At 47.4% G+C, this 24,762-nt stretch carries 20 protein-coding genes and 1 pseudogene; 9 read left to right on the top strand and 12 right to left on the bottom strand.

Going from position 1 to position 24,762, the window contains the following annotated elements:
• The 3 genes and pseudogenes from ACR2PX_RS25310 to ACR2PX_RS25320 all read left to right on the top strand — a co-directional run.
• The coding region (locus tag ACR2PX_RS25310) for a hypothetical protein (RefSeq protein WP_434002130.1) at positions 1 to 808 on the top strand (808 nt) is incomplete at its 5' end.
• Positions 805 to 1,179, top strand: a complete 375-nt coding sequence (locus tag ACR2PX_RS25315; protein WP_434002131.1) for a hypothetical protein — start codon at positions 805 to 807, stop codon at positions 1,177 to 1,179. The genes ACR2PX_RS25310 and ACR2PX_RS25315, both read left to right, overlap by 4 nt.
• A gap of 40 nt (positions 1,180 to 1,219) precedes the next feature.
• Positions 1,220 to 1,855: pseudogene (locus ACR2PX_RS25320) on the top strand (transposase); the annotation flags it as partial.
• A 268-nt stretch (positions 1,856 to 2,123) separates the two neighbouring features.
• Here ACR2PX_RS25320 and ACR2PX_RS25325 read toward each other — a convergent pair.
• Positions 2,124 to 2,246 carry a hypothetical protein gene (locus ACR2PX_RS25325; RefSeq protein ID WP_434002132.1) on the bottom strand — a complete coding sequence of 41 codons (123 nt, stop codon included), beginning with the start codon at positions 2,244 to 2,246 and terminating at the stop codon, positions 2,124 to 2,126.
• A 113-nt stretch (positions 2,247 to 2,359) separates the two neighbouring features.
• Here ACR2PX_RS25325 and ACR2PX_RS25330 point away from each other — a divergent pair, with 113 nt between their 5' ends.
• Positions 2,360 to 5,635 (top strand): U-box domain-containing protein, encoded by a 3,276-nt coding sequence (locus tag ACR2PX_RS25330; protein ID WP_434002133.1) that lies wholly within the window; start codon positions 2,360 to 2,362, stop codon positions 5,633 to 5,635.
• Positions 5,636 to 5,716: 81 nt separating this feature from the next.
• Here the strand turns inward: ACR2PX_RS25330 and ACR2PX_RS25335 are convergent, their stop codons facing one another.
• The 4 genes from ACR2PX_RS25335 to ACR2PX_RS25350 form a co-directional block, all read right to left on the bottom strand.
• Positions 5,717 to 6,793 (bottom strand): dihydrolipoamide acetyltransferase family protein, encoded by a 1,077-nt coding sequence (locus ACR2PX_RS25335; RefSeq protein WP_434002134.1) that lies wholly within the window; start codon positions 6,791 to 6,793, stop codon positions 5,717 to 5,719.
• 36 nt (positions 6,794 to 6,829) lie between these two features.
• Positions 6,830 to 7,861, bottom strand: a complete 1,032-nt coding sequence (locus ACR2PX_RS25340) for an alpha-ketoacid dehydrogenase subunit beta (protein WP_434002135.1) — start codon at positions 7,859 to 7,861, stop codon at positions 6,830 to 6,832.
• A complete protein-coding gene (gene pdhA / locus ACR2PX_RS25345) occupies positions 7,861 to 8,940 on the bottom strand; it encodes a pyruvate dehydrogenase (acetyl-transferring) E1 component subunit alpha (RefSeq protein ID WP_434002136.1) in 1,080 nt (359 codons plus the stop codon). Before pdhA ends, ACR2PX_RS25340 begins: the two co-directional genes overlap by 1 nt.
• 102 nt (positions 8,941 to 9,042) lie before the next feature.
• Positions 9,043 to 10,089, bottom strand: a complete 1,047-nt coding sequence (locus tag ACR2PX_RS25350; protein WP_434002137.1) for a Leu/Phe/Val dehydrogenase — start codon at positions 10,087 to 10,089, stop codon at positions 9,043 to 9,045.
• 344 nt (positions 10,090 to 10,433) lie between these two features.
• Here ACR2PX_RS25350 and ACR2PX_RS25355 point away from each other — a divergent pair, with 344 nt between their 5' ends.
• On the top strand, positions 10,434 to 10,790 hold the full coding sequence (locus ACR2PX_RS25355) for a PilZ domain-containing protein (protein WP_434002138.1): 357 nt from the start codon (positions 10,434 to 10,436) through the stop codon (positions 10,788 to 10,790).
• A gap of 279 nt (positions 10,791 to 11,069) precedes the next feature.
• Here the strand turns inward: ACR2PX_RS25355 and ACR2PX_RS25360 are convergent, their stop codons facing one another.
• Positions 11,070 to 11,558 (bottom strand): winged helix-turn-helix transcriptional regulator, encoded by a 489-nt coding sequence (locus ACR2PX_RS25360; RefSeq protein WP_434002159.1) that lies wholly within the window; start codon positions 11,556 to 11,558, stop codon positions 11,070 to 11,072.
• Positions 11,559 to 12,215: 657 nt separating this feature from the next.
• The gene (alr, locus tag ACR2PX_RS25365) at positions 12,216 to 13,313 is read right to left on the bottom strand and encodes an alanine racemase (protein WP_434002139.1); all 1,098 of its coding nucleotides are present in this window, start codon (positions 13,311 to 13,313) and stop codon (positions 12,216 to 12,218) included.
• Between the two features lie 317 nt (positions 13,314 to 13,630).
• Here alr and ACR2PX_RS25370 point away from each other — a divergent pair, with 317 nt between their 5' ends.
• Positions 13,631 to 14,509, top strand: coding sequence for an SMP-30/gluconolactonase/LRE family protein (locus ACR2PX_RS25370; protein ID WP_434002140.1), 879 nt, complete (start codon positions 13,631 to 13,633; stop codon positions 14,507 to 14,509).
• Here ACR2PX_RS25370 and ACR2PX_RS25375 read toward each other — a convergent pair.
• The 3 genes from ACR2PX_RS25375 to ACR2PX_RS25385 all read right to left on the bottom strand — a co-directional run bounded on the left by ACR2PX_RS25375 (position 14,490) and on the right by ACR2PX_RS25385 (position 18,261).
• On the bottom strand, positions 14,490 to 15,101 hold the full coding sequence (locus ACR2PX_RS25375; RefSeq protein WP_434002141.1) for a DsbA family protein: 612 nt from the start codon (positions 15,099 to 15,101) through the stop codon (positions 14,490 to 14,492). The two genes, ACR2PX_RS25370 and ACR2PX_RS25375, sit on opposite strands and share 20 nt — an antisense overlap.
• Positions 15,102 to 15,122: 21 nt before the next feature.
• A complete protein-coding gene (locus ACR2PX_RS25380) occupies positions 15,123 to 15,695 on the bottom strand; it encodes a BPSL1445 family SYLF domain-containing lipoprotein (RefSeq protein WP_434002142.1) in 573 nt (190 codons plus the stop codon).
• A gap of 175 nt (positions 15,696 to 15,870) precedes the next feature.
• On the bottom strand, positions 15,871 to 18,261 hold the full coding sequence (locus ACR2PX_RS25385; protein WP_434002143.1) for an autotransporter domain-containing protein: 2,391 nt from the start codon (positions 18,259 to 18,261) through the stop codon (positions 15,871 to 15,873).
• Between the two features lie 193 nt (positions 18,262 to 18,454).
• Between ACR2PX_RS25385 and ACR2PX_RS25390 the strand changes: the two genes are divergently transcribed.
• Positions 18,455 to 20,851: an autotransporter outer membrane beta-barrel domain-containing protein gene (locus tag ACR2PX_RS25390; RefSeq protein WP_434002144.1), complete on the top strand. Its 2,397-nt coding sequence runs from the start codon at positions 18,455 to 18,457 to the stop codon at positions 20,849 to 20,851.
• A gap of 156 nt (positions 20,852 to 21,007) precedes the next feature.
• Here the strand turns inward: ACR2PX_RS25390 and pdxA are convergent, their stop codons facing one another.
• Both pdxA and ACR2PX_RS25400 read right to left on the bottom strand, forming a co-directional pair.
• A complete protein-coding gene (pdxA, locus tag ACR2PX_RS25395) occupies positions 21,008 to 22,033 on the bottom strand; it encodes a 4-hydroxythreonine-4-phosphate dehydrogenase PdxA (protein ID WP_434002145.1) in 1,026 nt (341 codons plus the stop codon).
• 131 nt (positions 22,034 to 22,164) lie between these two features.
• A complete protein-coding gene (locus tag ACR2PX_RS25400) occupies positions 22,165 to 22,923 on the bottom strand; it encodes a DeoR/GlpR family DNA-binding transcription regulator (RefSeq protein ID WP_434002146.1) in 759 nt (252 codons plus the stop codon).
• Between the two features lie 538 nt (positions 22,924 to 23,461).
• On the opposite strand from ACR2PX_RS25400, the gene ACR2PX_RS25405 reads away from it, so the two are divergent.
• The gene (locus tag ACR2PX_RS25405) at positions 23,462 to 24,100 is read left to right on the top strand and encodes a paraquat-inducible protein A (RefSeq protein ID WP_434002147.1); all 639 of its coding nucleotides are present in this window, start codon (positions 23,462 to 23,464) and stop codon (positions 24,098 to 24,100) included.
• A complete protein-coding gene (locus ACR2PX_RS25410; RefSeq protein WP_434002148.1) occupies positions 24,097 to 24,756 on the top strand; it encodes a paraquat-inducible protein A in 660 nt (219 codons plus the stop codon). Before ACR2PX_RS25405 ends, ACR2PX_RS25410 begins: the two co-directional genes overlap by 4 nt.
• The last annotated feature ends 6 nt before the right edge of the window (positions 24,757 to 24,762 follow it).

The following is a 24,762-nucleotide window of genomic DNA, read 5'->3' on the forward strand; positions in this document are numbered from 1 at the left end:
GTCAAAAGCACTGGATCATCAAATGGAACGCTGTAAGGCACTGGCGGATGAGTGGGAAAGACTCAAGGCTGGCTTTGAACAGGAAAAACAGGCGATTAATGAAGATAGAAGGGAGACTAATGAGGCACTTGAAGAGCTTGGAGAACGCTATAGAGAACAAATTAATGCACTGGCTCAGGAAGATGCGTTTGATTGGGATGATGAAGATTGGGGTGACGATGAGGAGGAAATCTGGGGAACTCATTGGGCTGAATTAGAATCACCAAATTCAGAAGTTTGCTCAGCAGATACATGTTCCGACACGCACCCTGAAGAAGATGAAACCTTATCCGTTTCAGAGCTGATGCATTGGCTGGATTCAGGTGAAAAAGTTGGTGAGCTACTCAGTGATGCACTGCTTGCCATTGGTATTATCCCAACGCCGCAGACCAGGCTTGCTTCTACTGTTATTCAAGGGTTGAGCAAAACAGCCCTGATCTCCCTGAGTGCTGGACTAAAAGCCAGAGCGCGACAGTTGATTGCTAATGGTGGGTGGGTTGGGAATAATGTATCGAAAGAAATTATTAAAAGTGCGGGGTCTTCACGAGGTTTCAAAAGTGTAACGTCGGACTTAAATGGTGGCATTGAAAGTGCTAACAGAATCTTTAGAGTTCTAACAAGCAGCAAACCTGTTGAGGGGATAATCACCAGAATACCGAATAAGAATATTGAGTTATACCTCCGCTCTAAAAGTAAAACCGGGACACCTGTTTTAGAGATAAAAAACTATAAACTTAGAACTTATGAAAAAATACATTTTAATCCATGAAAGATATAAAGCTTAGAAAATTACGGAAAAAACCACTAAAAAATATTCTTGTAAAGTGGCTGACAGGTGCTATCGATGAAAGAGAAGCGAGAGATAGAGCCGAGCTTATAAGATATTATTATCGATGTAATCAGTGTCGATATACGAAATGTCAATACCAGTCAATTCTAGAAGAGGCATTATGTCTTCTTGATAGTTTGCACTTCGATTTAATTACAGTAGAAGATATACCTGAATTTATTAAGTTTATAGATACTGACCCTGGATCTTGTCAAGATGCTTGGAGAGACTGGAAAAAGTACTGGGAGAAAGTTGACTTCGAAGCAAGAAAAAAACAACTGGCTGACAACCTTTTTTACATTACTAACTGAAGTTACGCATTGAGCATTAAAGTTTGGCATCATTGTCCATATGAGAAATGACCTGATTGAACTGTATTCTGACTATTTGCTTTCCTCATATGGCAAGATCACGGCCTCAGGCTTGTCTGACTTGCTTGATGGGGCTTACAGCCATGATCAGTTTTCCAGACTTCTTTCTGGCAATGATTCCTCCAGTCAAACCCTCTGGCAGTTTGTGAAGTCTACTGTACGAGAAGTAGAAAGCCAGGACGGTGTTCTTATCTTTGATGACACCATTCAAGAAAAGCCTTACAGCAAGGAAAACGACCTGATTACCTGGCATTTTGACCACACCAAGAATCGTACGGTGAAAGGCATCAACTTACTCAATGGCGTCTATCATGTCGGTGATGCTTCCATTCCGGTTGCCTACGAAGTCATTGAGAAGCCCTTTGAGTACTGTGATATCAAAACCAAAAAAGTCAGAAGGAAAGCAGACGTCACAAAAAATGAACTCTTTCGCAAAATGGTGCAGATTTGCTGTCAAAACAACCTGATGTTCCGCTATGTTCTGGCAGATAGTTGGTTCAGCTCCAAGGAGAATATGGTTTTCGTCCATGAGGACTGTGGAAAGCACTTTCTGATGGCTATGAAATCAAACCGATTGGTGTCACTCAGTCAGGAAGATGTCTCGTTCCCACGCTCCTCCGTGGGAATACATACGGAAAGAACCTGTTTCTCGTACCCGCAATCTTCTTGATGTCTACCTGCTTTCCATCCAGAGATTACTCGCCCCCATGCTCCTGCGTGGGGGCGAGCCTATGGTAAACAGGAAACCTTTTCAGACATCGAGATGGCAGGGGAGCCTGCGTATATTCGCTCCAATAATATTCACGGATTTAAACAGATGCCTGTCTGTGTTCAACCGAGAAGATAATAGCTAACGAGAAGTAAGGTCGAGCCTTTCTGAGTTCCTACCGCATAAGGGCTTGCCTCTCCAGCCCTTCCCCTTCCCCTTCCCCTTCCCCTTCCCCTTCCCCTTCCCCTTCCCCTTCCTTCCCCTTCCCCTTCCAGCCCTTCCCTTTCGCTATAGGCATTTGTTGACTGCCTTGAGTGCACTTTGTTGTTTTGAAATCCTCATTGACAGGCTCGCACGTGCGGGTTGTTTTGGCTAATCTCGTAGCTGTTATTTGTAATCAGAGAGCCTCTAATGAAAAGCAAATTCTCTTGGTGTCATTTGCCTCTGATGGTTTTGTTGTGGTTAGTCTCTTCAGCATATGCACTAACCGAATCGATACCACTGGATCAGAGTGTCTCCTTTGATTGCTCCATTGTCACTGAGCCTCCTGCCATCAATAAAGAAACATGCCAAGAGTACGTTGTAAATCGCCAGTCAGCAGCCAGTGGGCTTGGAAAAATCAAGGTGGCTGTTTGCCCAGTTGCAGCAGCAGATCCAGAAAATAAAGAATATTTTATTTATACCAGCTCCTCGAACTGGCCCTGGTTATGTCGTCGTGAAGAGAAGCGAGAAGGCTCTCAACAAACAGCCCCTCCAACCTTGACCATCACCATTGCCGATGAACAAACCGACGTTACTGGTAACGAAGTACCAGCTGTTTTCGGTGGCGGTTATGGTAGTGATTCTTTTGATGCTTTTGATGATAGACGCCCCAGAAAACCAAGGATGCATGGTGGAGGCGTCGCCCCATTTTTACTGGAAACTGTCTCAGCTGGTTTGTTGCCTGCTGGAATCCTACCTTTTGCTTTTGACTTGGAGTTGCCTGGATTAGCCAGCAGTGCGCCAATTATTTTTCAGCAGGGATTGATGTCAGATAATAGTGAAATACTGGTGATTGTTTTTGAGACCCAGCAAAAATTCTACCAAAGAGCTTCACTGTTTAGTCATTGGCAGTTAATGGGGCAAACTAATGTCAATGGGATATCTTCTGTTGAGTGGAATTCTGAAGATGATTTTCTTGCAGAAAATAAATTAGTACGAGCCTTGGTGGGTGCTTTTGGTTGGAAATATAATATTTGTGCAAAAGTGCCAGGCTTACTGGTTTGCCCAAAACGGGGAGAGGAGACACAATCTCATGGAGGCCAGGGGCAATCTACATCAAGCACTAGAAGCACCTCTTCTGACTTACCCCGTGATTCACGCCAAGCTCAAAGAGGGGGGGACTCCAGAAAATCCTCGGATGATCAGAAAAGGAGAGGAGACCGTGTACAACACGTTCACCAAGGCCCTTCATGTCCGCACCCAGATTGTTGTCCCGGTCGTTGTCGTTGCACTGAATGCCAGGCAGCCAGAAACAGTGGTATATCAATCGGACAAACTGTGAGCGTGCAACAGGCTTTAAGTGCTGTAGGTGAATGCGGTTATAAATACATGGAATTGGGTTTCTTATTGGGTGTGCCTTATGATCGTTTAAGTCAAATAAGCATCCCTTTCAGAAGTCCGATAAAAGCAACGCTTGAGTTGGCACAAGAGTTCGGGCTGTTGACAAGGGAAAGGTTGGTGATGGTCATGTCAGTTGTATGTGGAGGTATACCTGCCGAAAAGGCTGCCGTACAGTTGGGAGTTCCTTACTCTAACGCAATACCGGACTGTTACCTGGAAAATGCAAGACCTGATATTGATGACGCAATGTCCCCAAGAGATGCGCTTTTAATAGCTTCTCACTTCAGTATTTCTCGCTTAGCAGTGGAGATGGGGTTGCCCGATGAGGATCGTGAAACTGTAGAAAAAGTGAGAGATTTTGATCAACGTAATCTAGAGCTGTTATGGCAGTTACAGCAAAACGGCTTGTTGACTTATGGCCGTTTTCTTTCCGCAGTCAGCTATTTAGGCAACTATGGACTTGCCTTGGAAGCTAGCCAGAAGCTGGGGTTAGAGCTACGGCCTCGCCAACCTGATTACCAAGTGTTTCCTGGTAACCGATTTAAAGCGTTAACCCAACCCCTGAGTTTGCGTGATTTAGTTGATATTGTTCCTTGCCATATCTCAGAAGTGGTTGTAGCCCAATCTATGGGGTGTCCAAATATAGCTCAATCTGTTTCACACCATCGTGATGCAAGTGAGCGTATGTTAAACCTGCTGGCACTTTGTATGGAACATAAGGATGGTATCATTACCGTCAACGAAGTCATTAAAATGTTTTACCATCCAGAATTGATGCTTTTGCAAAATGCACATCGATTGCAAGAGACATTGACCGGACAATCATCAAATCGGGAAGTTTTAGAAGTTAGAGAAGTAATGGATTTTAAGTATTTAGACAATTTAGAAGCGTTTGGCACAGCGCTGGGGTTACCGAAACGCTTAATGACCAGCATTTTAACTCAGCGCGATAACCAGCTATTGGAGGTTTTTATTCAGGCTGATAAGCTTGATCGGCTAACACCTGAAAATCTTGTTTATGCTTTGGAACAAAGTGGAAATGGTCACCGGGTGGCTTCAGTAAAGCGACTTGTTGGCATAACGGCACAACAGCTGCCCAACGAATCACCGGTTTATTTGAGTGAAGGAGAATCAGGCCCAATTTTCGAAGAACCGATGGAGGGAGTAGAAGTACGTTCAGTACCTTTAACATTAGAAAATTGTGGCGGTTTACCTCTTAGCCATAATTGGTATTGGATCGGGCTAGCCATGGGGCTTTCACGTTCTGAGCTGGTCTTTATAGAGAAGGATTGTCATCACAGGCCTGTAGATTGTCTTTATAAAATGTTGGAGACTCTGATTAGGCAGGGTACGTATGAAACAGGACACCTTTATAATGTATTGCTTTTTCTTGATGACCAAGAGGCAATCCAGGCTTTCCCTGCACACCTGAAGGGGGAACCAAAACAAGCCCTGGCTAGCCTGGTACCCTCTTCATCCATGGCTCATGCTCTGATTACTTTAGCGGGTGCATTAAGGCATCATCCAGAGGCTTTTGGTCGACAATTAAAATTATCGAATCATGATATTAGGACTGTTCTGGATGATCATAAACGTGACCCACGACGCACGATTGTGGAATTGATTCAAAAAAGTATAAAGCAGTCCAGTTGCAATAGGTCTGACTTGTTGGATCGACTGGTGACAGCAGCCATTGCTTTGGATAAGCCTGAAATGAAAATTAATCTCCTGGAGGCAATGGATTGGGCTACACGAAAAGCTGACCAGCTTTGGCCACAAGCAGGAGGCTTTTCTGGACTGGCTAGTGCAGAGCAGAAACTCAGGCAAAAACTACAGACAGCGGCGTTGGCCAGCCTGAAAGTGCCTCCTAAATTCATCTGCCCCATCACACTTGATTTAGTGAAAGACCCTGTAGCTGTACAAATGGGAGATAAAACCCAAGTTTTTGAACGTAAAGCTCTCCAGAGGTGGGTTGAAGAGATTGGACGCAATCCTCTAACCAATCTGCCTCTCCAATGGAGTGAAGTGCAGGAATGCCCTGAAATTATGCTAGAAATGCATGAATGGTTAGAAAGCCTGCCCTAAAAAAATCTAATCACTTGAGGCTCTTGCCTGGATGGTAACACCAACCAGGCAGAAAATTGCCTGGTTGGATTGGGTGCCAGATCAGTGTGACAGGGCTTCAAGCATACAGTGCAGGAAACGAGTGGCTTCACCACCGGTGACAACACGATGATCGAAGGTCAGGGAGATGGGGAGAATCCGGTGATTCTTAATCTGACCGTCTTCGCTCACTACCCGGGTTCTTAATCGACCCACACCAATGATGCAGACCATGGGGGGGACAACGATGGGTGTAGCAAACTGACCAGCAAAGACACCAAAGTTGCTGAGGGTAATGGTTGCCCCCTGCATTTCTGATGGAGGAAGACTGCGCTCTTCAACTGCTTTACGGAAATAATTAATGCTGTTTCTCAGGGATTCAGCATCACGTTTTTCTGCATCTTTGATGACAGGAACAAACAGTCCATCTTCGCTGTCAACGGCGAGTCCCAAGTTAACAGAGGTAAAGACTTCCCGGCTCATCACTGTTTCATCAAACCAGGCATTCAGAGCAGGCTCTTCCTTGCAGGCAATGGTAATGGCTTGAATCAGTCTTACGGTAATGTCTGTCCCTTTTGGCCAGTGTTCAATATCCACATCATCAAACAGGGTGACTGGAACCACTTCTGCATGGGATTGCGCCATGGTACGAGCCATGTGCTTGCGGACACCTTTGAGGGGTTCAGGATTTTCCAGTGGATAACTGTGTCGAATGGAATCTCTACCCACACTTTTCGGATCAATGGTTACACCCAGCTTGGCGGCCAGGTCACTGATATCGCCTCTGGCTGTTGCTGCGGGTGCTTTTCCAGAATCGGGTGGAGTACCGATAAAGAACGCATCATCGGAGCTGTCATCATGTGAGGCAGTTGCCAGTTCACCCACGACTGTGCCGGAATCTTCCTGATCACTGACGAACTCAAGCAGAGGTGCTCCGGTCATGATGGTGTCGCCGGGCTTGCCATAAAGCTTGGCCACAACCCCTGTTATAGGTGAGGGCACGTCGACGATGGCTTTGGCAGTTTCCACAGAGACAATAATCTGGTCTTCTGTGACGGAGTCACCTTCCTGGATATGCCATTCAACAATATCGGCTTCGGGAATGCCTTCACCCAGGTCGGGCAGGTTGAAAAATTTCATGTTGTTGTCCTGTTTCTGAGAGACCTGCTGCTGATATCAGTGATACGCCAGTGTTTTCAGGGATGCCTTGATTATGTCGTCAGGCTGGGGAAGATAATGATCTTCCATCCGGTAATACGGCATGGTGGTGTCGTAACCCGTAACCCGTTCGATGGGGGCTTTCAGATCCATGAGGGCGTCTGAAGCCAGCTGTGCAGCAATTTCCGCACCGACCCCAAAGCTTCGGCAAGCTTCGTGAATAATCACGCAGCGACCGGTTTTTCGAACAGAGGTCAGAATGGTTTCCATATCAAGGGGTTTAATGGTGGCGACGTCTATCACTTCTACCGAAACGCCATACTGTTCCAGAGTTTTGGAGGCCTGAAGGGTTTCACTGACCGAAGCTCCCCAGCTGATCAGGGTAAGGTCAGAGCCTTCCTTGAGGGTGAAGCATTTATCCAGAGGTAACAGAGCCGTTTTTTCTGACACTTCCTGTTTCACTGCTCGATAAATACGCTTGGGCTCAAGGAACAAAACCGGATCAGGCTCATTGATTGCAGATCGAAGCAGTCCGTATGCTCTGACGGGGGATGAAGGAATGACCACCCTTATGCCAGGAATATGAGCAAAGAGAGCTTCTGTGCTTTCAGAGTGATGCTCGGGGGCGTGGATGCCACCACCGAAAGGCGCTCTGACAACCATTGGGCTGGTCAGACGTCCACGAGTACGATTTCTCATCCGGGCTGCATGACACATCAGCTGTTCCATAGCTGGAAAAATGAACCCCATGAACTGGATCTCTGCAACAGGCTTCAGGCCCTGGGCTGCCATACCGACACTGATACCGGCGATCAGAGTTTCTGCCAGAGGCGTGTCCATGACTCTTTTCAAGCCGTACTTGTCTCTCAGGCCTTGAGTTGCACGGAATACACCGCCATTAATACCAATGTCTTCACCCAGAAGTACCACATCAGGGTCTTTTTTCATGGCATGATCCAAAGCCAGATTAATGGCTTCAACCATGGTGATTTTTTTCGTAGTGCTGTCCACTGCCGATCGGACCAGATTTTCAGATACTGAACTATTCATCAGTGCTTTCCTCCGTTGGCTTTGGCCATAGCTTCCTGCTTTTGCTTTTCCAATTGAGGGGGCATATTGGCGTAAGTATGGTCAAAAAGGTCGCTGATGGGAGGAAGCGGTGTTTCCAGATAAGTTTTGACTTCTTTCTCGACTAAAGCTGCAGCTTCCTTCTTGAGTTGCTGTTCTTTCTGCTCATTCCAGAGACCACGATGATATAGGAAGTTTCTTAGTCGTTTTACGGGTTCTTTGTTCCAGGCGTCCTGCAGTTCTTCGCTGTTACGATAGCGGCTGGCGTCGTCTGCAGTAGTGTGATCACTCAGGCGGTAGCTGATGGCTTCAATCACTGTGGCGCCCTTACCATTTCTGGCTCGTTGCATGGCTTCACTGATGACTTCATGCAGTGCAACAACGTCGTTGCCATCCACTTGTACGGAAGGAAGACCAGCAGAAATGCCTTTTTGAGCCAGTGTCGGGGCTCCAGACTGAATCTTGCGGGGAACGGAAATGGCCCACTGGTTGTTGTTGATGATAAACACCATGGGCAACTGCCAGGTGCCGGCAAGGTTCAGGGCTTCCGTAAAGTCACCTTTGGAGGTGGCGCCATCACCCAGAGACACCACAGCAACTTGTGGTTCGTGTCGGATCTTTATGGCTGTTGCCACGCCAGCGGCATGACCTGCCTGGGTAGCAATGGGGACACAGTTGGGAAAGTCGTGTCCCCAGGCTGGGCTGGAACTGCCGCGTTCATCACCGCCCCAGTAAAGCATGACGTCGGACAGCGGTACCCCCCGTATCATCAAACCGGGAAGGTCGCGGTAGTAAGGAATCAGCACGTCTTTTTTCTCCATCAGAGAGCAAGAAACAGTGCTGATAGCCTCCTGTCCAAGACAGGAAGGGTAGGTACCCATCTGTCCGGTTCTTTGCAAAGCAATGGCTTTGGCATCCCCCGCTCTGGCTATGACCATGGAGCGGTAGTAATTAATCAGGGTGTCCTTATCTTCAGTCCACTCAGGTAACCTCTGAAGGACTTCTCCCTCCTCATCAAGATACTGATAGAAGGGTATCTGACAGGAATCTTTAGCTTTCATCAGGTGCGCTCCTGCATTTTATTACCATGGGGTTCTGATCACCGGGATGACAAGAAACTTGTATGCCCATGGTTGTATTAGGTAATAGCTGTAAGCAGTCAGTCAGGCGCTCAGTTGGCCGGATTGCTCTTCATATAACAGAACTTCTGCCATATGGTCGGCAATCAGGCTGCTGGGAGCCCGGCGTTGCTGCTCATGGCGATACACCTGCAGCAAAGTATCTTCAATGGCATTAATGCGATGATTCATTTCGTTTTGTGATTTACCTTGATGTGTCATCGCAACGAAGATTAGTCCACCTGCGTTGATCAGGTAGTCCGGCGCATAGAGAATGCCCTTGTCAAACAGTAACTGGCCACACTCGGGTGTCAGCAGTTGATTGTTTGCAGACCCTGCTACAGCAGCGCATTGCAACTGGCTGATAGTATTTTCACTTAAAATTCCTCCCAGACCGCAGGGACTGAAAATATCACAGGGGACTGAATAGATTTCCTCAGCATTGACGGCGGTAGCACCAAATTCCTGAACGCACTGCTGAACCTTCTGTTCATCGATATCAGTAACAATCAGTTTGGCACCGTCCTGATGCAGCAACTGGCACAGGGCAAAGCCCACGTTCCCCAGTCCCTGAACAGCCACAGTCATACCTTTCAGTGATAAGCCAAATTCCTGATGAGCTTTCAGAGTGGCCTGAATACCCTTGTAAACGCCAAGAGCGGTTGAGGGAGCAGGATTACCGCTGGAAGAGGTGCAGGATACGTGTTGAGTTTGAGTGGCGATGATATCCATATCGGAAACTCTTGAGCCGCTGTCCATTGCTGTAATGTAGCGACCACCCAGTTCGTCTATGAATTGGCCAAAAGCCCTGAACAGCTTTTCTCGATCGTAGGGGCCTTCCGGCTCCATGATGACTGATTTACCTCCACCCAGATCCAGGCCGGCAAGAGCTGCTTTATAGCTCATACCCTTGGCAAGACGGATGGCATCAGTGACCGCATCTTCAGTTGAGGTGTAGGGAATAATTCGACATCCGCCGAGGGCTGGCCCTCTTCGGGTGTTATGGATTGCAACGATTGCTCTAAGGCCTGAGGCTTCATCGTATTTCAGATGGATGTCATTAAGCCGGGCCTCTGTTATCTGTCTGAACATAACGGGATCCCTCCGCATGTATCAGAGCTGATAAGGCTCTGTTTTACTTATTGTTTTTATTATAGTTGCCAAGGGTCAGGGTTATGATCGCTTGGCAGCGATGATAGAAGCTTTTAGCCTCTCCAGCGATTACAAAGCATCGGCAGGTATATTGTCAACTGAAGGATTGTAAAGCAGAGGGTTGCAAAAGAAATTTAAAGTGAGTCAGTCAGGGAAAGTGTTTTTTTGAGAAGCACTTCTCACTGGAAGTGATGCAATGACTTCAGTTTATAGTTGGGGATTTTTGTCATCGCAGAAAAAAATCGGTATCTTGGAAATTGGCTCTACGAAACAGAGGACGTGTCATGACGGATACTGTACTTGAGAAGCGGCGCTATCCACGCAAGGTTATGGCTGAGCCCGCTCAGGTTATGGACAATGACAGTGGTCAGTTATTGGGGGTGCTGGAAGACGTATCCAGAGGAGGATTCAGTATTCTCACTGACCAGCCCATCCGACTGGAAGACGTCAGGAATATTACTATGGTACTGCCCGGTCTCAATGATACGGCACACCATGTCACTCTGGTGGCTAAATGTGTGTGGTGCCAGTCAGGTAATAAACAGGGCGATCATTCCAGGGACTTTGCCGCAGGATTCCAGCTTCACGGTATTGAAGAGCAGGATGCTGTCGCCCTGAACTATTTCATCAGGGATTACTAACCCGGAAAACTCATAGTGTACCTTGGTCAGGCCGTAAATAATTTTTCATCCTCTAATGGTGAAAAATTATTTCAGCCGCTCACGGCTGTTTATGGAAACTCCGGGTATAACTTATACCAATCGCACATTCTAACTACGCTATTGCGCTGGAAATCTGAACAACAGCTTTGCGTTGGGACTCCTCGCAATAGCTAGCTATTACTCGTCGTTCCGCCTTGTTCTGATGTCCAGCTTGCCATGCTCATTACGGTAGTTAGAAAGTGCGATTGGTATTACTCATTACTCAGGAATTGGGAGATTCAGAGTTTCTTTCAGTTCTTCCATGACAATGTAGCTTTTGGATTCCCTGACACCGGGAAGCTTCAGCAGTATGTCGCCCAGTAACTCGCGATACGAGGCCATTTCTGAAATACGGGCCTTGATCAGATAGTCAAAGTTACCGGACACCAGATGACATTCCAGAACGTTGGGCAAGGAAACAACGGCGCGTCGGAATTCGTCAAAAATATCCGCAGATTTGGTATAGAGACTGATTTCGACATAGACCAGCAAGCCAGCTTGAAGATACTGGGGATTTAACCGGGCGCAGTAGCCCTGAATGATACCTTCCCGCTCAAGACGTTTGACCCTCTCCATGCAAGGTGTGGTACTCAGACCCACCCGATCTGCCAGATCCACATAGGAAATACGACCGTTTTCCTGGAGTGTGCGAAGAATATTGCGATCAATCCTGTCCAGTTGCCGGACGACTTCTTTTCGACTTCTCATTTCAGCAATCGTCTGATTCAGGTAGTCAGGAGACTGATAAGGAATAGACAGCTGGGCCTGCGATCCTGAAAGAACGTCCATCTTTTGCAATGAATTTGAATAAACAGATTAACTGTTTGTAAAAACTCAGTGAAAAAGCTGCCTCGTTCGACAGAATTTGATGCTCAAGCACTATTCTGGTCAGCCTTCCAGAGATTCTAACCTGGGGATTTCATGATGACTTAACAGGGATAATCCATGAAGACACATTCAAGCATCCTTCAGGGTGTCTCAAGTTAAGGGTTGATGGCTTTAACCACGAAAATCTTTTCATCTCCAAAGGCACCGAAAAGACTGTCTTAGCTCATGGCTGTTTATTGCCATGAAAAACCGTTTTCTTCATTAGCTTTCATCGTTATAGATGAAGAAGAATGTTTTTCATCTTCTTTTGGGCAATTGTGGAAATTACCGGAGTATTATCAAGTATAAAAATACACCGGAGTGCCCATTCAGCCGTGGCTGGTGGCCGTCATAACAAGGCTTCAGTCACGGGTTCAGAAGAGTATGGCACGCGTAGAAAATATACAAGGGCTGAATCGGTTCTGCAATGTAAAGGATTTTTGAGATGATCCGGTTCCCAAGACTTTCTGGACAACTGGACAGTTTTTTTAGATGAGCTCAGACAGCCTCTTTAATCTTAACTTGTTGACTATATGAGACGGGAACCCGGTTCAGGTTACAGAGCAACTGATAGGGGATTGTGCCGGCATGCCTTGCAATTTCATTCACAGGCAGACCTTTACCCCAAAGCAAAGCAGGATCTCCCACGTTTACACCTTCGATCTCAGACAGATCGACCGTCAACATATCCATTGATACACGACCTGTCAGCGGTACTGACTGGCCATTGACGACAACTGGTGTGCCATTAGGAGCCAGGGGGTAGCCATCGGCATAACCTATGGCGATGACACCCAAACGAGTTGTCTTTTGTGTCACAGCCGTGCCTGCATAGCCTACCGGACTACCGGCAGGAACTTCCTTGATACTTATGATGGCGGATTGGAGTTCCATAACGGATTTGAGTCTGGGCTCAATCTCATGAGAACGATCGAAAGGAGAGGCTCCATACAGCATAAGCCCGGGTCTGCTCCAATCTGCTCTGGCACTGGCGCAATGAATCAGACCAGCAGAATTGGCAATGCTTCTTTCACCAGGCAGCCCAAGGGTGTGTCTTTCAAAGACTTCAAGCTGTTGCAGGGTATAGCCATTGTCGATCTCGTCGGCACAGGCCAGATGCGTCATCAACAGGATCTCACGGATCCAGGGCAGTTGTTCCAGTCTTGCCCAGGCAGCACGATACTCATCGGGAAGTATGCCAACACGATGCATACCGGAGTCCATCTTCAGCCAGGCTCGAACCGGCTTTCTCAGTGGGGTTTGCTCAAGCAGTTTTATCTGTTCCGGGTTTTGTACGACAATATCCAGGTTTTCTGCGGCGATGTCAGTTAACTCGGATGGGTGAAAGAAGCCTTCCAGTATCAGCATACGGTTTCTGATGCCGGCAGCTCTCAGTTCCATGGCTTCTTCAATGCAGGCCACTGCAAACCCGTCGGCTTCATCCGACAGAGACTGTGCACAGCTGATGGCGCCGTGACCATAGGCATCGGCTTTTACAACGGCCAGAGCGTTACCTTCACCCGCCAGTGACTTTGCCAGTCGATAGTTATGCTTGAGGGCGTCAAGATGAATGACGGCCCTGGCCGGACGACTCATAGTTGCCGCATTTCCCCCGAATCAAATCAAACTGCCATGAGCCAAAAATGCAGCTCATGTCGAAGTCTGAAAATGGCAACAGAACCTAATAGGACTGCATTTTCATAATGATCAGCATGCTATCAGCTAATAAGTTATTGCTCTTTAAGTGTTTTTATTAATTCTATTAGCGACTAGATAATACCCTGTATAGATAAATCTCCCTACAGTTTGTTTCTTATTGTTCTAAACGAATACCTGCAATGTGTATCTAAACTGTCTCACCAGCATGAATAGCTATGAGTGGCTGTGAAAATTTCTTGGAAAAGTGAGGCAGTATGATTTTTGTTGAAGGCCTTGAGCATCCAGAGTCCGCTCTGCGATTAAACGACGGCAGCTGGCTTATTTCGGAAATTGGGTCAGAAAAAGGTCGTCTGATTCGAGTCTCTGCCTCGGGAAAAGAGCGTCATGTGTTTGCGCAGATCGACCGACCTAATGGTATTTTGCAGGACCCCCATGATGGCAGTATCTGGGTTGCAGAAACCCGTGAGCCGTCGCTGATCAGATTGAATCCGGATGGCTCGATAGCTGAAACGCTTTCAGGAAATGCGGCGTGCCCATTTCTCTGGCCCAATGATATGACCCTGGGACCCGATGGCGCTATTTACCTGACGGACTCTGGCATCAGGGTTTCTGACCTGATCACGGCAGAGGGTCCTGATCCGGAAATCTGGAAGGGGCGGATGCAGGGAAAGCTGTTTCGGATTGATCCTGTCAGCAAACAGGTCGATTGTCTTGATCAGGGGTTCTGCTTTGCCAACGGTATCGCTTTTGGCCCCGATGGAAAACTTTATATCAGTGAATCGGCAACAGGGCATATCTATCGTTACAAGTTTACGGACAGACTGGAGGTTTCAAGTCGGGAACTGTTTGTGTCCGTGACTGATACATCAGGTCCATGTCGTGTTGTCGGACCTGATGGCATAGCTTTTGATAGCAAGGGAAATCTCTATGTAGCCATGTTTGGCCAAGGGCATATCGCTACGGTATACCCCAGTGGAGAGATTCATCGCACCATTGTAACCCGGGGCTCCTGCCCTACTGATGTGATATTTGGTGCTCCTGGTAGTCAGAAGTTATATATCACCGAGTATCAGCGGGGCCGGGTTGAAATGGCTGAAGTTCCGACTGATGGCTTCACAGGATATGATGATTAATCTCTGCCAGAATCTTTTCTGGAGACTGATAATCCAGGGTAAGCGGAATAGCCTGATCGTCTTTCAACAGGACCATTGAGGGAAAACCTCTGGCAGGCAACTGCTGATAGAGCTGAATGTGCTCCATGAGTCGAGCGTTGATCTCACTGGATTGCATTTGCTCTTTAAACTGTTGAGTGTTCAGGTTTAACTCTTCAGCAAAACTGATCAAAACATCTTCATCAGAAGGGTTTCTGGCATTCAGATAATAACCTTTCTGAATAGCCAGAATCATGGCTTCTTCGGCTTCCTGTTCAGCAGCAGCAAGGACTGCACGGCAGGCTGGATAAGTGGATCTGCGAGGCTCACACTCTTCCCAGAAGTCAAAGTTGAACGGGGTATCCAGTTGCTGATGAATTCTCTGCCAGGTAGAGCGGATCATCTGCCTGAGTTCATCAGGCATCGGCTCATGGCTGTCAGGCGCCAGCCCACCCATGATGTTGATGTAGTCAACCCCTTCTGGCAGTGAACTTTTAACCTTTTCCCAGGTAGGCTTAAATCCCCAGCACCAACTGCACATGGGGTCGTGTAAATAAATCAGTGTGGCGGCCATAGGGCGATCCTGTGGGTTGAATTACTTTTCAATCTTTGTGATTTTCGAACCTTCCAGGGTCAGGTTATACATCAAACCCTTGTTATTGCTGATAAAGCCAATGATGGGGGCTTTAGCGGTTTTGGTGTCAATGGCTTCTCCGGCACCAAACTCAGCAATCGCAATACTGCCATCGACTCCGGCTTCCCAACCTTCACTGTTTACGAAATCGTTCAGAGCTTCGGTGGTCATGAACATAACTATCTGGGAGCGAGCCTGTGCGCCTAACTGGAAACCGATAGAGGCAGAAATGGTATTGTAATAGCCTTGTATCGCCCCACCTTTCAACAGTGCTCCTTCACCGTATTCTCCACCCACCACCAGACCGCCTTTCAGAACCTTGGGAAAGACCAGGATGCCCTTCGCTTTTCGGCCCAGAGACTTTGCAGAACTGCTCTTGGCGTACAGGTTTTTCAATGCTTCATGAGCGGTCGCATTGAGCTCAGTGCTGGAGGCTGCGTGAGCAGAAAATGAGAAGATAAGGATAAAAATCGTTACGAGGATATGTCTGAGAGATACCATAAAAAAGCCATTCCAAGGAATATTATTGGTCAAAGGGTGCGATCTTGCAGAATAGGAAAACTAGAGAGTCTTCGTCATTTTTCTGGGCAAATAGTACCAGATTAACGATTGGAAGGATGTGTTAAAGGCAGCAATATTGGGAAAGGATACGGGAAAGAAAGCGGGAGTACTGCACTCTGAATCAGAGTCCTCCCTAAAGCGTCAAAACTTAGAAGTCGTATTTCATTCTCAGGTAATAGTTCTGGGCTTTGTAGTCGGACTTCTGGTTCAGTTCATAACCCACCACGAAGCTCATATTATCGTTACGACGGTAGGTCACGTTCGCTGAAACCTGATAGCTGTTCTTCACAGCATCAGCCCCTTTTGTGGTAAACTCGGTTCCACCCAGTACATAGCGTGTGGTGGTTTCAACTTCATCACCCTTGAAGTCATGCCATGCCATCAGTCTCAGAGAAGGTTTGATTTCGCCCTTACTGACTCTGAACTCCTGACTGAATTCAACGCCGGCACCCAGTTCAATCTTTTGATACTTCTGGCTGTCTACATCCAGCGCAAAACCGGTTGCGTACTTGTCTTCTTCTTTAAAGGCTTCACTTCTGACCATGGCATAGTTAAAACCGACCATGGGCACCATCTTCATCTCGCCAAAGCTCTGGTTCATTCCGAGCATAGTCGTCAAACCAAACTGCTTACTCGTGAAATCTGAAGTGATCGGTGTGTCAACAAAACCGTCAATGTAGCGATTGCGCTTGTTGTCACTTTGGCCAAAGTTAACAACGCCATCCAGGAACCAGTCGTCCTGTTCCCAGGAGCCATACAGGCTGAGCTGGTAGTTCTTGATGGTAGAGTTGTCGTTGGAACTGTGTTTGTCTACGTCAACATTGGCCAGAGTGAATGCCGCACCCAGAAGAAACTCATTATTGATCGTGGTTTCGGTACCCAATGTCAAACCACTCAGGTCAGCATCGAAACCAAAAACTTTGTCGCCACCATCGTTTCTACGGTCATCCTGAGTGACATCTGAGCCCAGGAACTGCACCCAGAATCCCTGATTAGAGTAACTGCCACCGTAAGCAAGCCCGTTATTCTGATCGTCATCTTCCTGAACCGATCTGACGTGAGCCAATACGTTACTTTTAACCTTGGCTTCGGTAGTTACGTTGGTGATCTGGATAGCATCAGAGTTGTTGAACTTACTTTCTCTGGCGACCGCCGCCAGCTTCTTCACATCAGTGATGTTGGAGATAGTGCGGTAGAAGTTATTGAAGTTCGTTGAGTTGGAAGAATCCTGAGTGATCGCTGCCAGAATACCAGCCAAGGCTTCTTCAGTGGTGGCTCCGGCTCCTTCTCTTGCGGCAATTTCCTTAAGAAATGCTGCTGTTCTTGGGGTAAGGTCTGTAGTTAGAGTATTGCCGGCCTGCTCCAGTACAGGGGTATCAATCAATACAGAGTGCTCAACCGTTACGCCAGTCACGCCGCCGGTAACATTCATGTTGTTTGCTGAAATAATTTCAGCGTTTTCTACAGTATTACCAGACTCAATCACATCTTCGGATGGAATAATTTGCAGTTTGGAACCTGTGCCGATGTTAGCATCACCGGTAACGACGATGGCAGTATTGGTTGCTGAGTCTGTTTCCAGAACTGTTTTTATCAATCCAGAAGGCTCTACAGTAAGATCACCGTCAATTGTCTGAGAAACTCTCTTTCCATTCTCATCAACCTTATCAAAGCTGGCAGTGCCAGAAACGGTTACATTTGCTCCGCCAGAATTTTTGTTGATGTCTCCTCGAAAACTGGTGACATCGGACCCAGAGCTATTCACATTGATCGTTTCAACATCCTCAATGTCACCACCAAAGCTAGAAGCACCGTCTGTAGTCAGAGTATCACCTGATCCGGTATAACCGAGCAGCTTGCCAGACAGGGTTCCTGAATCCACTGTCATGGTGAGAGCACCACTGGCTTCACTGAAGTCAACGGAGGTATCGCCATTGGTCAATAGCTGACCATTCTTGACTACGATTGAGGCACCAGCGCCTAAACGGCCTCCATCTCTAGCCATTATTGCCGTTTGACCTTGCAGAATGCCTGAAACTGTAAGTGTTCCGAGCATTTCTTCTTCAATTCTGAAGGCGTCACCTTGTTCTACTTTGACTTCAGCGCTCAGAAAAGACTCGCCAATATTGATCTGAACGACACTGGCGGTGCCATCTCTCAGTAAGATACCGTGAGTGGTTCCCTTACCATAGATACCAGCAGACACTCCTCTGAAGGGAAGGTTGATGGCGTATCCGGAGTTGGCCTTTCTATATAAGAGAACGGCTATCCCATCTTCATTATTGTTATAGATGTTGAGGGGCAGAAATGCAGAGTTCTGAACCTGAAAGGTGCCACTGTCTGCATCCAGAATGAAGGTATAGCCATCTCCTTCTTCGGCATAGACATTAAAAGTAAAGGCGCCGGAAAACCCGCTTGCGGCGTAGGTATCACCATTGTTAGTAACGACCGTCGTGGCATCAGACTTGGTTGCAATAAAAGGGACTGTCGCAGCAATGACTGCAGCGAGAGTCTTCTTCCTGAACTGGCTCTTATTCATCTTTTCTTCCTTGCAGTAAAAGGCTGCGATATTTCCAATTTGAGTACTGGCTGAATCCTCTATCGGCAGGTGGCTGGAAATTCTTCAGGGCTGAAGAGAAAAAATCGCAATAAAAAAGCCTGACTCTTGTAAATGGATATGTCTGGAGGTCGATATTCCTCTAATCCGGTAGCCATGAATGGAATCAGAGGCCATGAGAAAAGACAGGAAGGCAGGGAAACGCACGAGGCTTAACGCTTGTAAAACAGGCCTGGCAGCTGCTATATCGGCCGTGATTGGCTTGTCCTGTCAAACCGCATACTCCAAGCGGGTTGTTACCAGCAGCGAAACCATCGAGTTGAACAAGGTCATCCAGGCCTTGCCTGAGGATGAGACAGCGATTGAGGTTCGGAACCCTTCCAGCAAAAGTGTGCTGCTGATCGAAGGACTGGTTTTGAATCCTGATACGAATGGCAATGCCAAGTCAGCCGTTCGTTATGTTGGCAAGAGTGCCGGTTTTCTTCTCTGGTTGGGCATGAAAGGAAAGATAAGAGGAGACGGGCAGTCGGATGGCATTCTGATTGATGGTGGTCAGGATCCTGATTCCGGCAACCCAAAGGCGGTTAACTTTGGCATTATGCGTCTGGAAGGTGAGGTCTACTCTGCCAATGGTGCAGCGATTCGGTTAAGAGAGCCGGCTACCGGTGTTATTGAAATAGGTGCCAACGCCAAACTCTCAGGCAATATAGCCATTGTTGCCCAGGATAATGGTGGCTTGAGTGACTTTTCATGGATCAGCAGTTCGGGCGAAGTGACGGGCTTCAGTGGTACGGCTATTGATTTCAGTAACGCCAACAATCGACTTCTGCTTCAGGTTCATGATGGCCGTATAGACGGCGACATTGTGGGGGCGAGCACGCTCAATATTGTTGATATTGTTGAATTGAGAGGGGGGGAAGTCAGCGATATTCTGGGAGTGGAGCAGATTATTGTTTATGACGAAGGGAAGGAAGTGAATGATGCTCCTTTTCTCAAAGGAAATGTTACCCAAGGTTCCAGTTCAGAGCTGCCCGATCTGCTGGTCAAGGGGCCATTGAAAATTGGAAATGGTTCTAACACTCAGCAGACTCTGGAGTTGGACATTCAGCAATCAGGCTCTGGGCGTCTGATTATATCTTTACCTGAAAATGCGACGACAACGGTTCCTGTCGTGGTGACTGGGCAAGCTGATTTTGGTACTTCTCCGGCTATTCAAATATTCCCGACAGGCAAAGCTTACACCGACTTATTAAACGGGCAGTCTCCCGCTACCTATAAGGTGATCCAGATTGATGGTGGCCTGACATCCGAGACAGAACAAAATATTCAGATCTACACCAGCCCTCTGATTACGCTGGAAGAGAAAGTCAGCCCCGGAGCCAATGATGTTTTGGAAGTGAAGGTCACTGCCAGGCCTCCTGCTGTGATTGAGGAAACGATTGAGCAGGCCGGTGGAGGAGAGAGCTCCGAAGAAGCGATCTCGACTCTCTTGAGCAGGGTTGTGGATATGCTGAGCTCAACGGATCAAGCTTTAGTTGCTGAAGCACAGCCACTCTATAACCTGATTGCCAGTATTCCCAAAGAAGAGGCCGTGAATCTGGTGAAGTTGGCCAGAGAAAGCAGAATCAATGGTGGTATGGCTCTGGAAGTGGATGATGTCGCCAGAAGAAAGGCCATGCTGCAGATTTCTCACAGGCTGAGGTCACTCAGTTTCGGTGACAGTGTTGAAAGCCAGGGATTCTGGTTTCAATGGTTGAAATCCGATGCGGATAAAAAGGATTCCAGGAACAATACAAATGACCGGATTCTTGGTTATGAGCTGGATGTCAGCGGTATGACACTGGGTCTTGAACAAGAAAGGGATGACTGGATCTACGGAGGTGCAATCACCCTGGCGACCGCAGATACCAGAAAACATCATTCAAATGATGCTGCTCAGGCAAACAATTATCAGTTCAGCCTTTATGGTTCCTGGCAGTACAAGGACTGGTTTTTTGATGGCATCGCCAACATCAGTTTTTCAAAGCACGATCGCACTCGATACATTGATGGTTTTTTTGATACGCCTATAAAAGCGGCTTATGACAGTCAGGTCGCTGGCTTTCAAGTGATGGCGGGTAAAAGCTTACGGTGGCAGGAGTACACTCTGGAGCCCATGATGGGCCTTAACTATACCTATCTCCATTCAGACAGTTACAAAGAAGAAGACACTGGAAAAACAGGTCTCGCCCAGGCGGTTGAAAGTAACAGTATCCAGAAAGTTGAGTTGGGGGCTGGTCTGTTGGTGAAAAGAAGCTGGATGTTCCGATGTGCAGAGCTTGAGCCCAGTTTGCAATTGATGTTCTGGCATGACCTTAAGGGCGAGAAGCTGGAAACTACATCGAAGTACCTCATTGGTTCCCAATCATTCACGACACAGGGAGCTGATCCTGAGCGAAGCAGTCTGGAAGGTACCCTGAATCTTGATTATCGAAAGAGCGACACCTTCTCTCTATCCATTGGGTACAGTCGTGTTCAGAAGTCGGATTATCACAGTGATAATTACTATTTAAAATTAAAGTATGACTTTTAATAGGGTTCTTGATGCTTTCTCATCTAGGAGCCTGACCGAGAATAGGCAGGTCGGCCTAAAATCCAGAAAGAACGGCCCATTCTTCCGATGAATTTGCTTAAATAGGTCAACTATTCGCACAAATCCATCGAAAAAATGACCTCGTTCTACTGAACTTTATGCTCGACCGCTATTCTCGGTCAGGCTCCTATGCGTTTTCATCTTTGACAGGTAACTGACTGCGACGTTTATCGCTTCGGTCATGCTGATGGCTGAAGCCATTCCTTTTCCAGCTATGTCGTAGGCGGTGCCATGATCTACGGACGTCCTTAGAAAAGGTAAGCCACAGGTGATGGAAATGGTTTTGTGAAAGTCCACCATCTTTGTCGCGATGTGTCCCTGATCGTGATAGAGCGAGATAACCGCATCAAACTTGCCATTTAAGGCCTGATGGAACACTGAGTCAGCCGGTAAGGGGCCGGACACATTCAACCCCAATTGCTGCAGTTCATGGACAGCCGGTTCAATTTCGTTTTTTTCTTCGTATCCAAACAGCCCGTTATCACCACAATGAGGGTTCAATCCTGCTATAGCCAGGTGGGGAGTCTCAATGCCCAAAGACTTCATGGCATCAACCGCTCTATGAGCGCATTCAATCAGATGGCTTTGGGTGACGAAGTCGCATGCTGACCTGAGCGACAGGTGTCTTGAAAGAAAGAATACTTTCAAATCCGCAACCTGAAACAAAGTGAGTGGGTTATCAGTGTCCGTCAGATCTGCAAGAATTTCAGTGTGTCCAGTTTGCCTGATATTGGCCGCGTTCAAGGACATCTTGTTAATGGGGGGAGTCACTATGGCCTGGACATGTTTCTCTATTGCCAGTTGTGTAGACAGCTGAAGGCAGTCGTAGGCCATCTTTCCTGCTGCCGGGGAAACCACTCCCATCTCAAACTTCTGGGGAGGAGCTTCTGGCTCAAGTACATTGAGAATGGACGGTTGAGGATCAATATCTGAGGAAGTCTGGACAGGCTGAATGGTAAGAGGCAAGCAACAGGTAGAGATAGCTTGCTGAAGAATGTGCACATAGCCAATGACTAGCAATCGACAGGTATTGGAGAAGTCGTTGGTTGACAGTGCTTTTACCAGGATTTCCGGGCCGATACCGGCTGGGTCACCCATGGGGATACCGATCAGGGGGTTCATCACTCACAGCATATCTGGCTGGGTTCAGTCGAATTCACAGCAGTGAGTTTAGTCTATGCGGCTCAGTTGGAACATGCCATCACCCAAGTTAAGGTGTGATGTTAAGGGGTGATGGCATGTTATTTCAGAAATCAGGAGCGGTAGATATTACCGCCTGCTTCCCGAATGGCTGCCAGATTTTCATCATCAAAACGGCTGTCGGTGATGATGGTGTCCAGTTCATCCAACTGACAGATTGTTTTCATGCTGGAAGCACCAAACTTGCTGGAATCTGCCAACAGTACACTGCGCTTAGCACGATCCAGCATCTTACGACGAATATAGTAGTGGTCAGTAGACGCTGTGGTCATGCCATGCTCCAGACTCCAGCTGTTAGTTGCCAGGAAAGCAATGTCAGCATTAATACTGTCCAGGAAAGACAGGGCTGTCGTGTCGCAGTGTGCCTTGGTGATTGCACTGACCAGACCACCGGTGGTGTAAACCTTGGCAGTTGAAGAGTCAGACAGTTGCAGGGCGATTTTCAGGTCAGGAGTTATGATGGTGACCTTCATACGCATCAGCAACTTGGCCAGAGCCATGGTGCTTGTGCCAGCGTCCAGCAAAACGATTTGTCCTTCCTTAACCAGCTTTAGCGCTTCGTAAGCAATGGACTTTTTCTCTTCAATGTTGACGGCGTTTTTCTTTTCGTAAGGGATGTCTTCCATCAGGAAGCTCTTGGATACCGCACCGCCATAGGTAACGCGCAGTTTGTCTTCCTGCTCCAGGGTGCGTATATCGCGACGAATGGTCATCTGAGAAACATCGAATTTCTCCGCCATCTCTTCGATGTTGGCACAACCTTTTTCCTCGACGTAAGCCAGAATGTGCTCTCGACGCTCAACGGGAAGCATACCTAAACCTCTTGAATCATTGCGTGTCTGTTATTGACGCCCCTCTATTTCTTCGCCACGACAGTCTTTGGACTGTTCCAGGGAGGGATTGATATGGGGCGTAGTACTGGTCCGTGTTGCCGATACAGAAAGAAGGCAATCAGAACAGCGGAAGGCTGACCTGGAATAGTGATCGAGCTTAACATTCAGTAGAACGAGGCTGCTTTTTCGATGAACTTGTGTGAATAGTCGATCTATTTAATCAAGTTCATCGGAAAAAAGACTGTTCTTTCTGGATTTTAAGCCGAGCTGTCTATTCTAGGAGCCTGTCGGACTTATGCTTTCGAGTATGAATTTCAGAAAGAGCGAGTCAGCTTTTTCGTTGGATTTGTGCGAATAGTTGACCTATTTAAGCAAATTCAACGAAAAAGATGGCCGCTCTTTCTGGAATTCAGGCCGAAATTGTCTTAAGTTCGACAGGCTCCTAGGTCAACCTCCTAAGTTTCATTGGCAGATTATATGGCAGATTTTGTTCAGTTTCTTCCCCAGATATACCTATATGGTTAAAAAAGAAACTACTTTTCAATCAGGAGTCAGGCTTTGTCCTGATTGTGACCTGGTAACGAAAGCCCCGGTTTTTGGTAACGATCCGGCTTATCGGCAGCAGGTGGCATGCCCACGGTGTGGTTGTGTGCTGGAGTCCCATCGCCCTGCAGGTATCCAGCGCTGTCTGGCTCTGGTCGTCACCGGTTTACTGCTGTTTTTGCCTGCTAATTACTATCCCGTTTTATCCATGGATATTCTGGGCAATGAGCAACAGAGCACTATTTTTGGAGGGGTTATAGCGCTCTACCAAGAAGACTATGGTGTCATTTCCCTGTTGGTTTTGTTGTCTGCCATTCTGATTCCTCTGCTGCGTCTTTTGATTCTGCTTCAAGTCATTATTGCTGGGATAAAAGGGTGGGGGCGCCGATTATCCAGAAGCTTGTTAAGACTTTATGCCCACCTGCAGGAGTGGGGCATGATGGAAATTTATTTTCTGGGGGCTTTGGTAGCGGTCATAAAACTGTCCGATATGGCCAGTGTGCAGGCGGGCACAGGTTTATATTGCTTTGCCGGGTTAATGCTCTGTGAGCTGATCATCAGCTTGAATCTGAATGAACATGAGGTTTGGAAAATGTTGGGAGAGGGTGAATGACTGAGCCCTGCCCGGATCGATCCAGCTTGATGGCCAGTGGCGCTGATCTGGGGATCAAACTGTGTCTGGACTGTCACCGGGTTTGCCAGATAGAAGATAGTCAGTGTCCCCGTTGTGGCAGTAAAGTTCGCCTAAGAAAAAAAGACAGCCTTTCCCGCTGCTGGGCCCTGACTCTGACAGCGGCGCTTCTCTACATTCCTGCAAACATGCTGCCGATAATGACGGTAAGCCGGTTTGAGCAAGGCAGACCGGATACCATCATGTCAGGTGTTATAGAACTGGTGCATCAAGGCATGGTGCCCATTGCCGTGCTGGTCTTTACCGCCAGTATTCTGGTGCCTCTACTCAAGCTTCTGGGCATGTTATGGCTGTTGATTTGCGTGCATTCAGGGGTGATGAATCCGGATAGACAGACTTCACTGTATCGATTGATTGTTTGGATCGGTCGCTGGTCCATGCTGGATATTTTTATCATCTCTATTCTGGTAGCACTGGTGCAGTTTGGGCAATTAGGCACAGTGGCGGCAGGCCCTGCTGCTTTCGCTTTTGCGGCTGTGGTGGTGTTGACCATGTGGGCGGCAATGAGTTTTGATCCCAGATTGCTCTGGGATCGATCAAGGCAGTTCAAGTTAGACAGCCATAAGCGAACAAAATGATTTTTC

The sequence above is a fragment of the Endozoicomonas sp. genome, assembly GCF_051008435.1.
Classification (GTDB): Bacteria; Pseudomonadota; Gammaproteobacteria; order Pseudomonadales; family Endozoicomonadaceae; genus Endozoicomonas_A.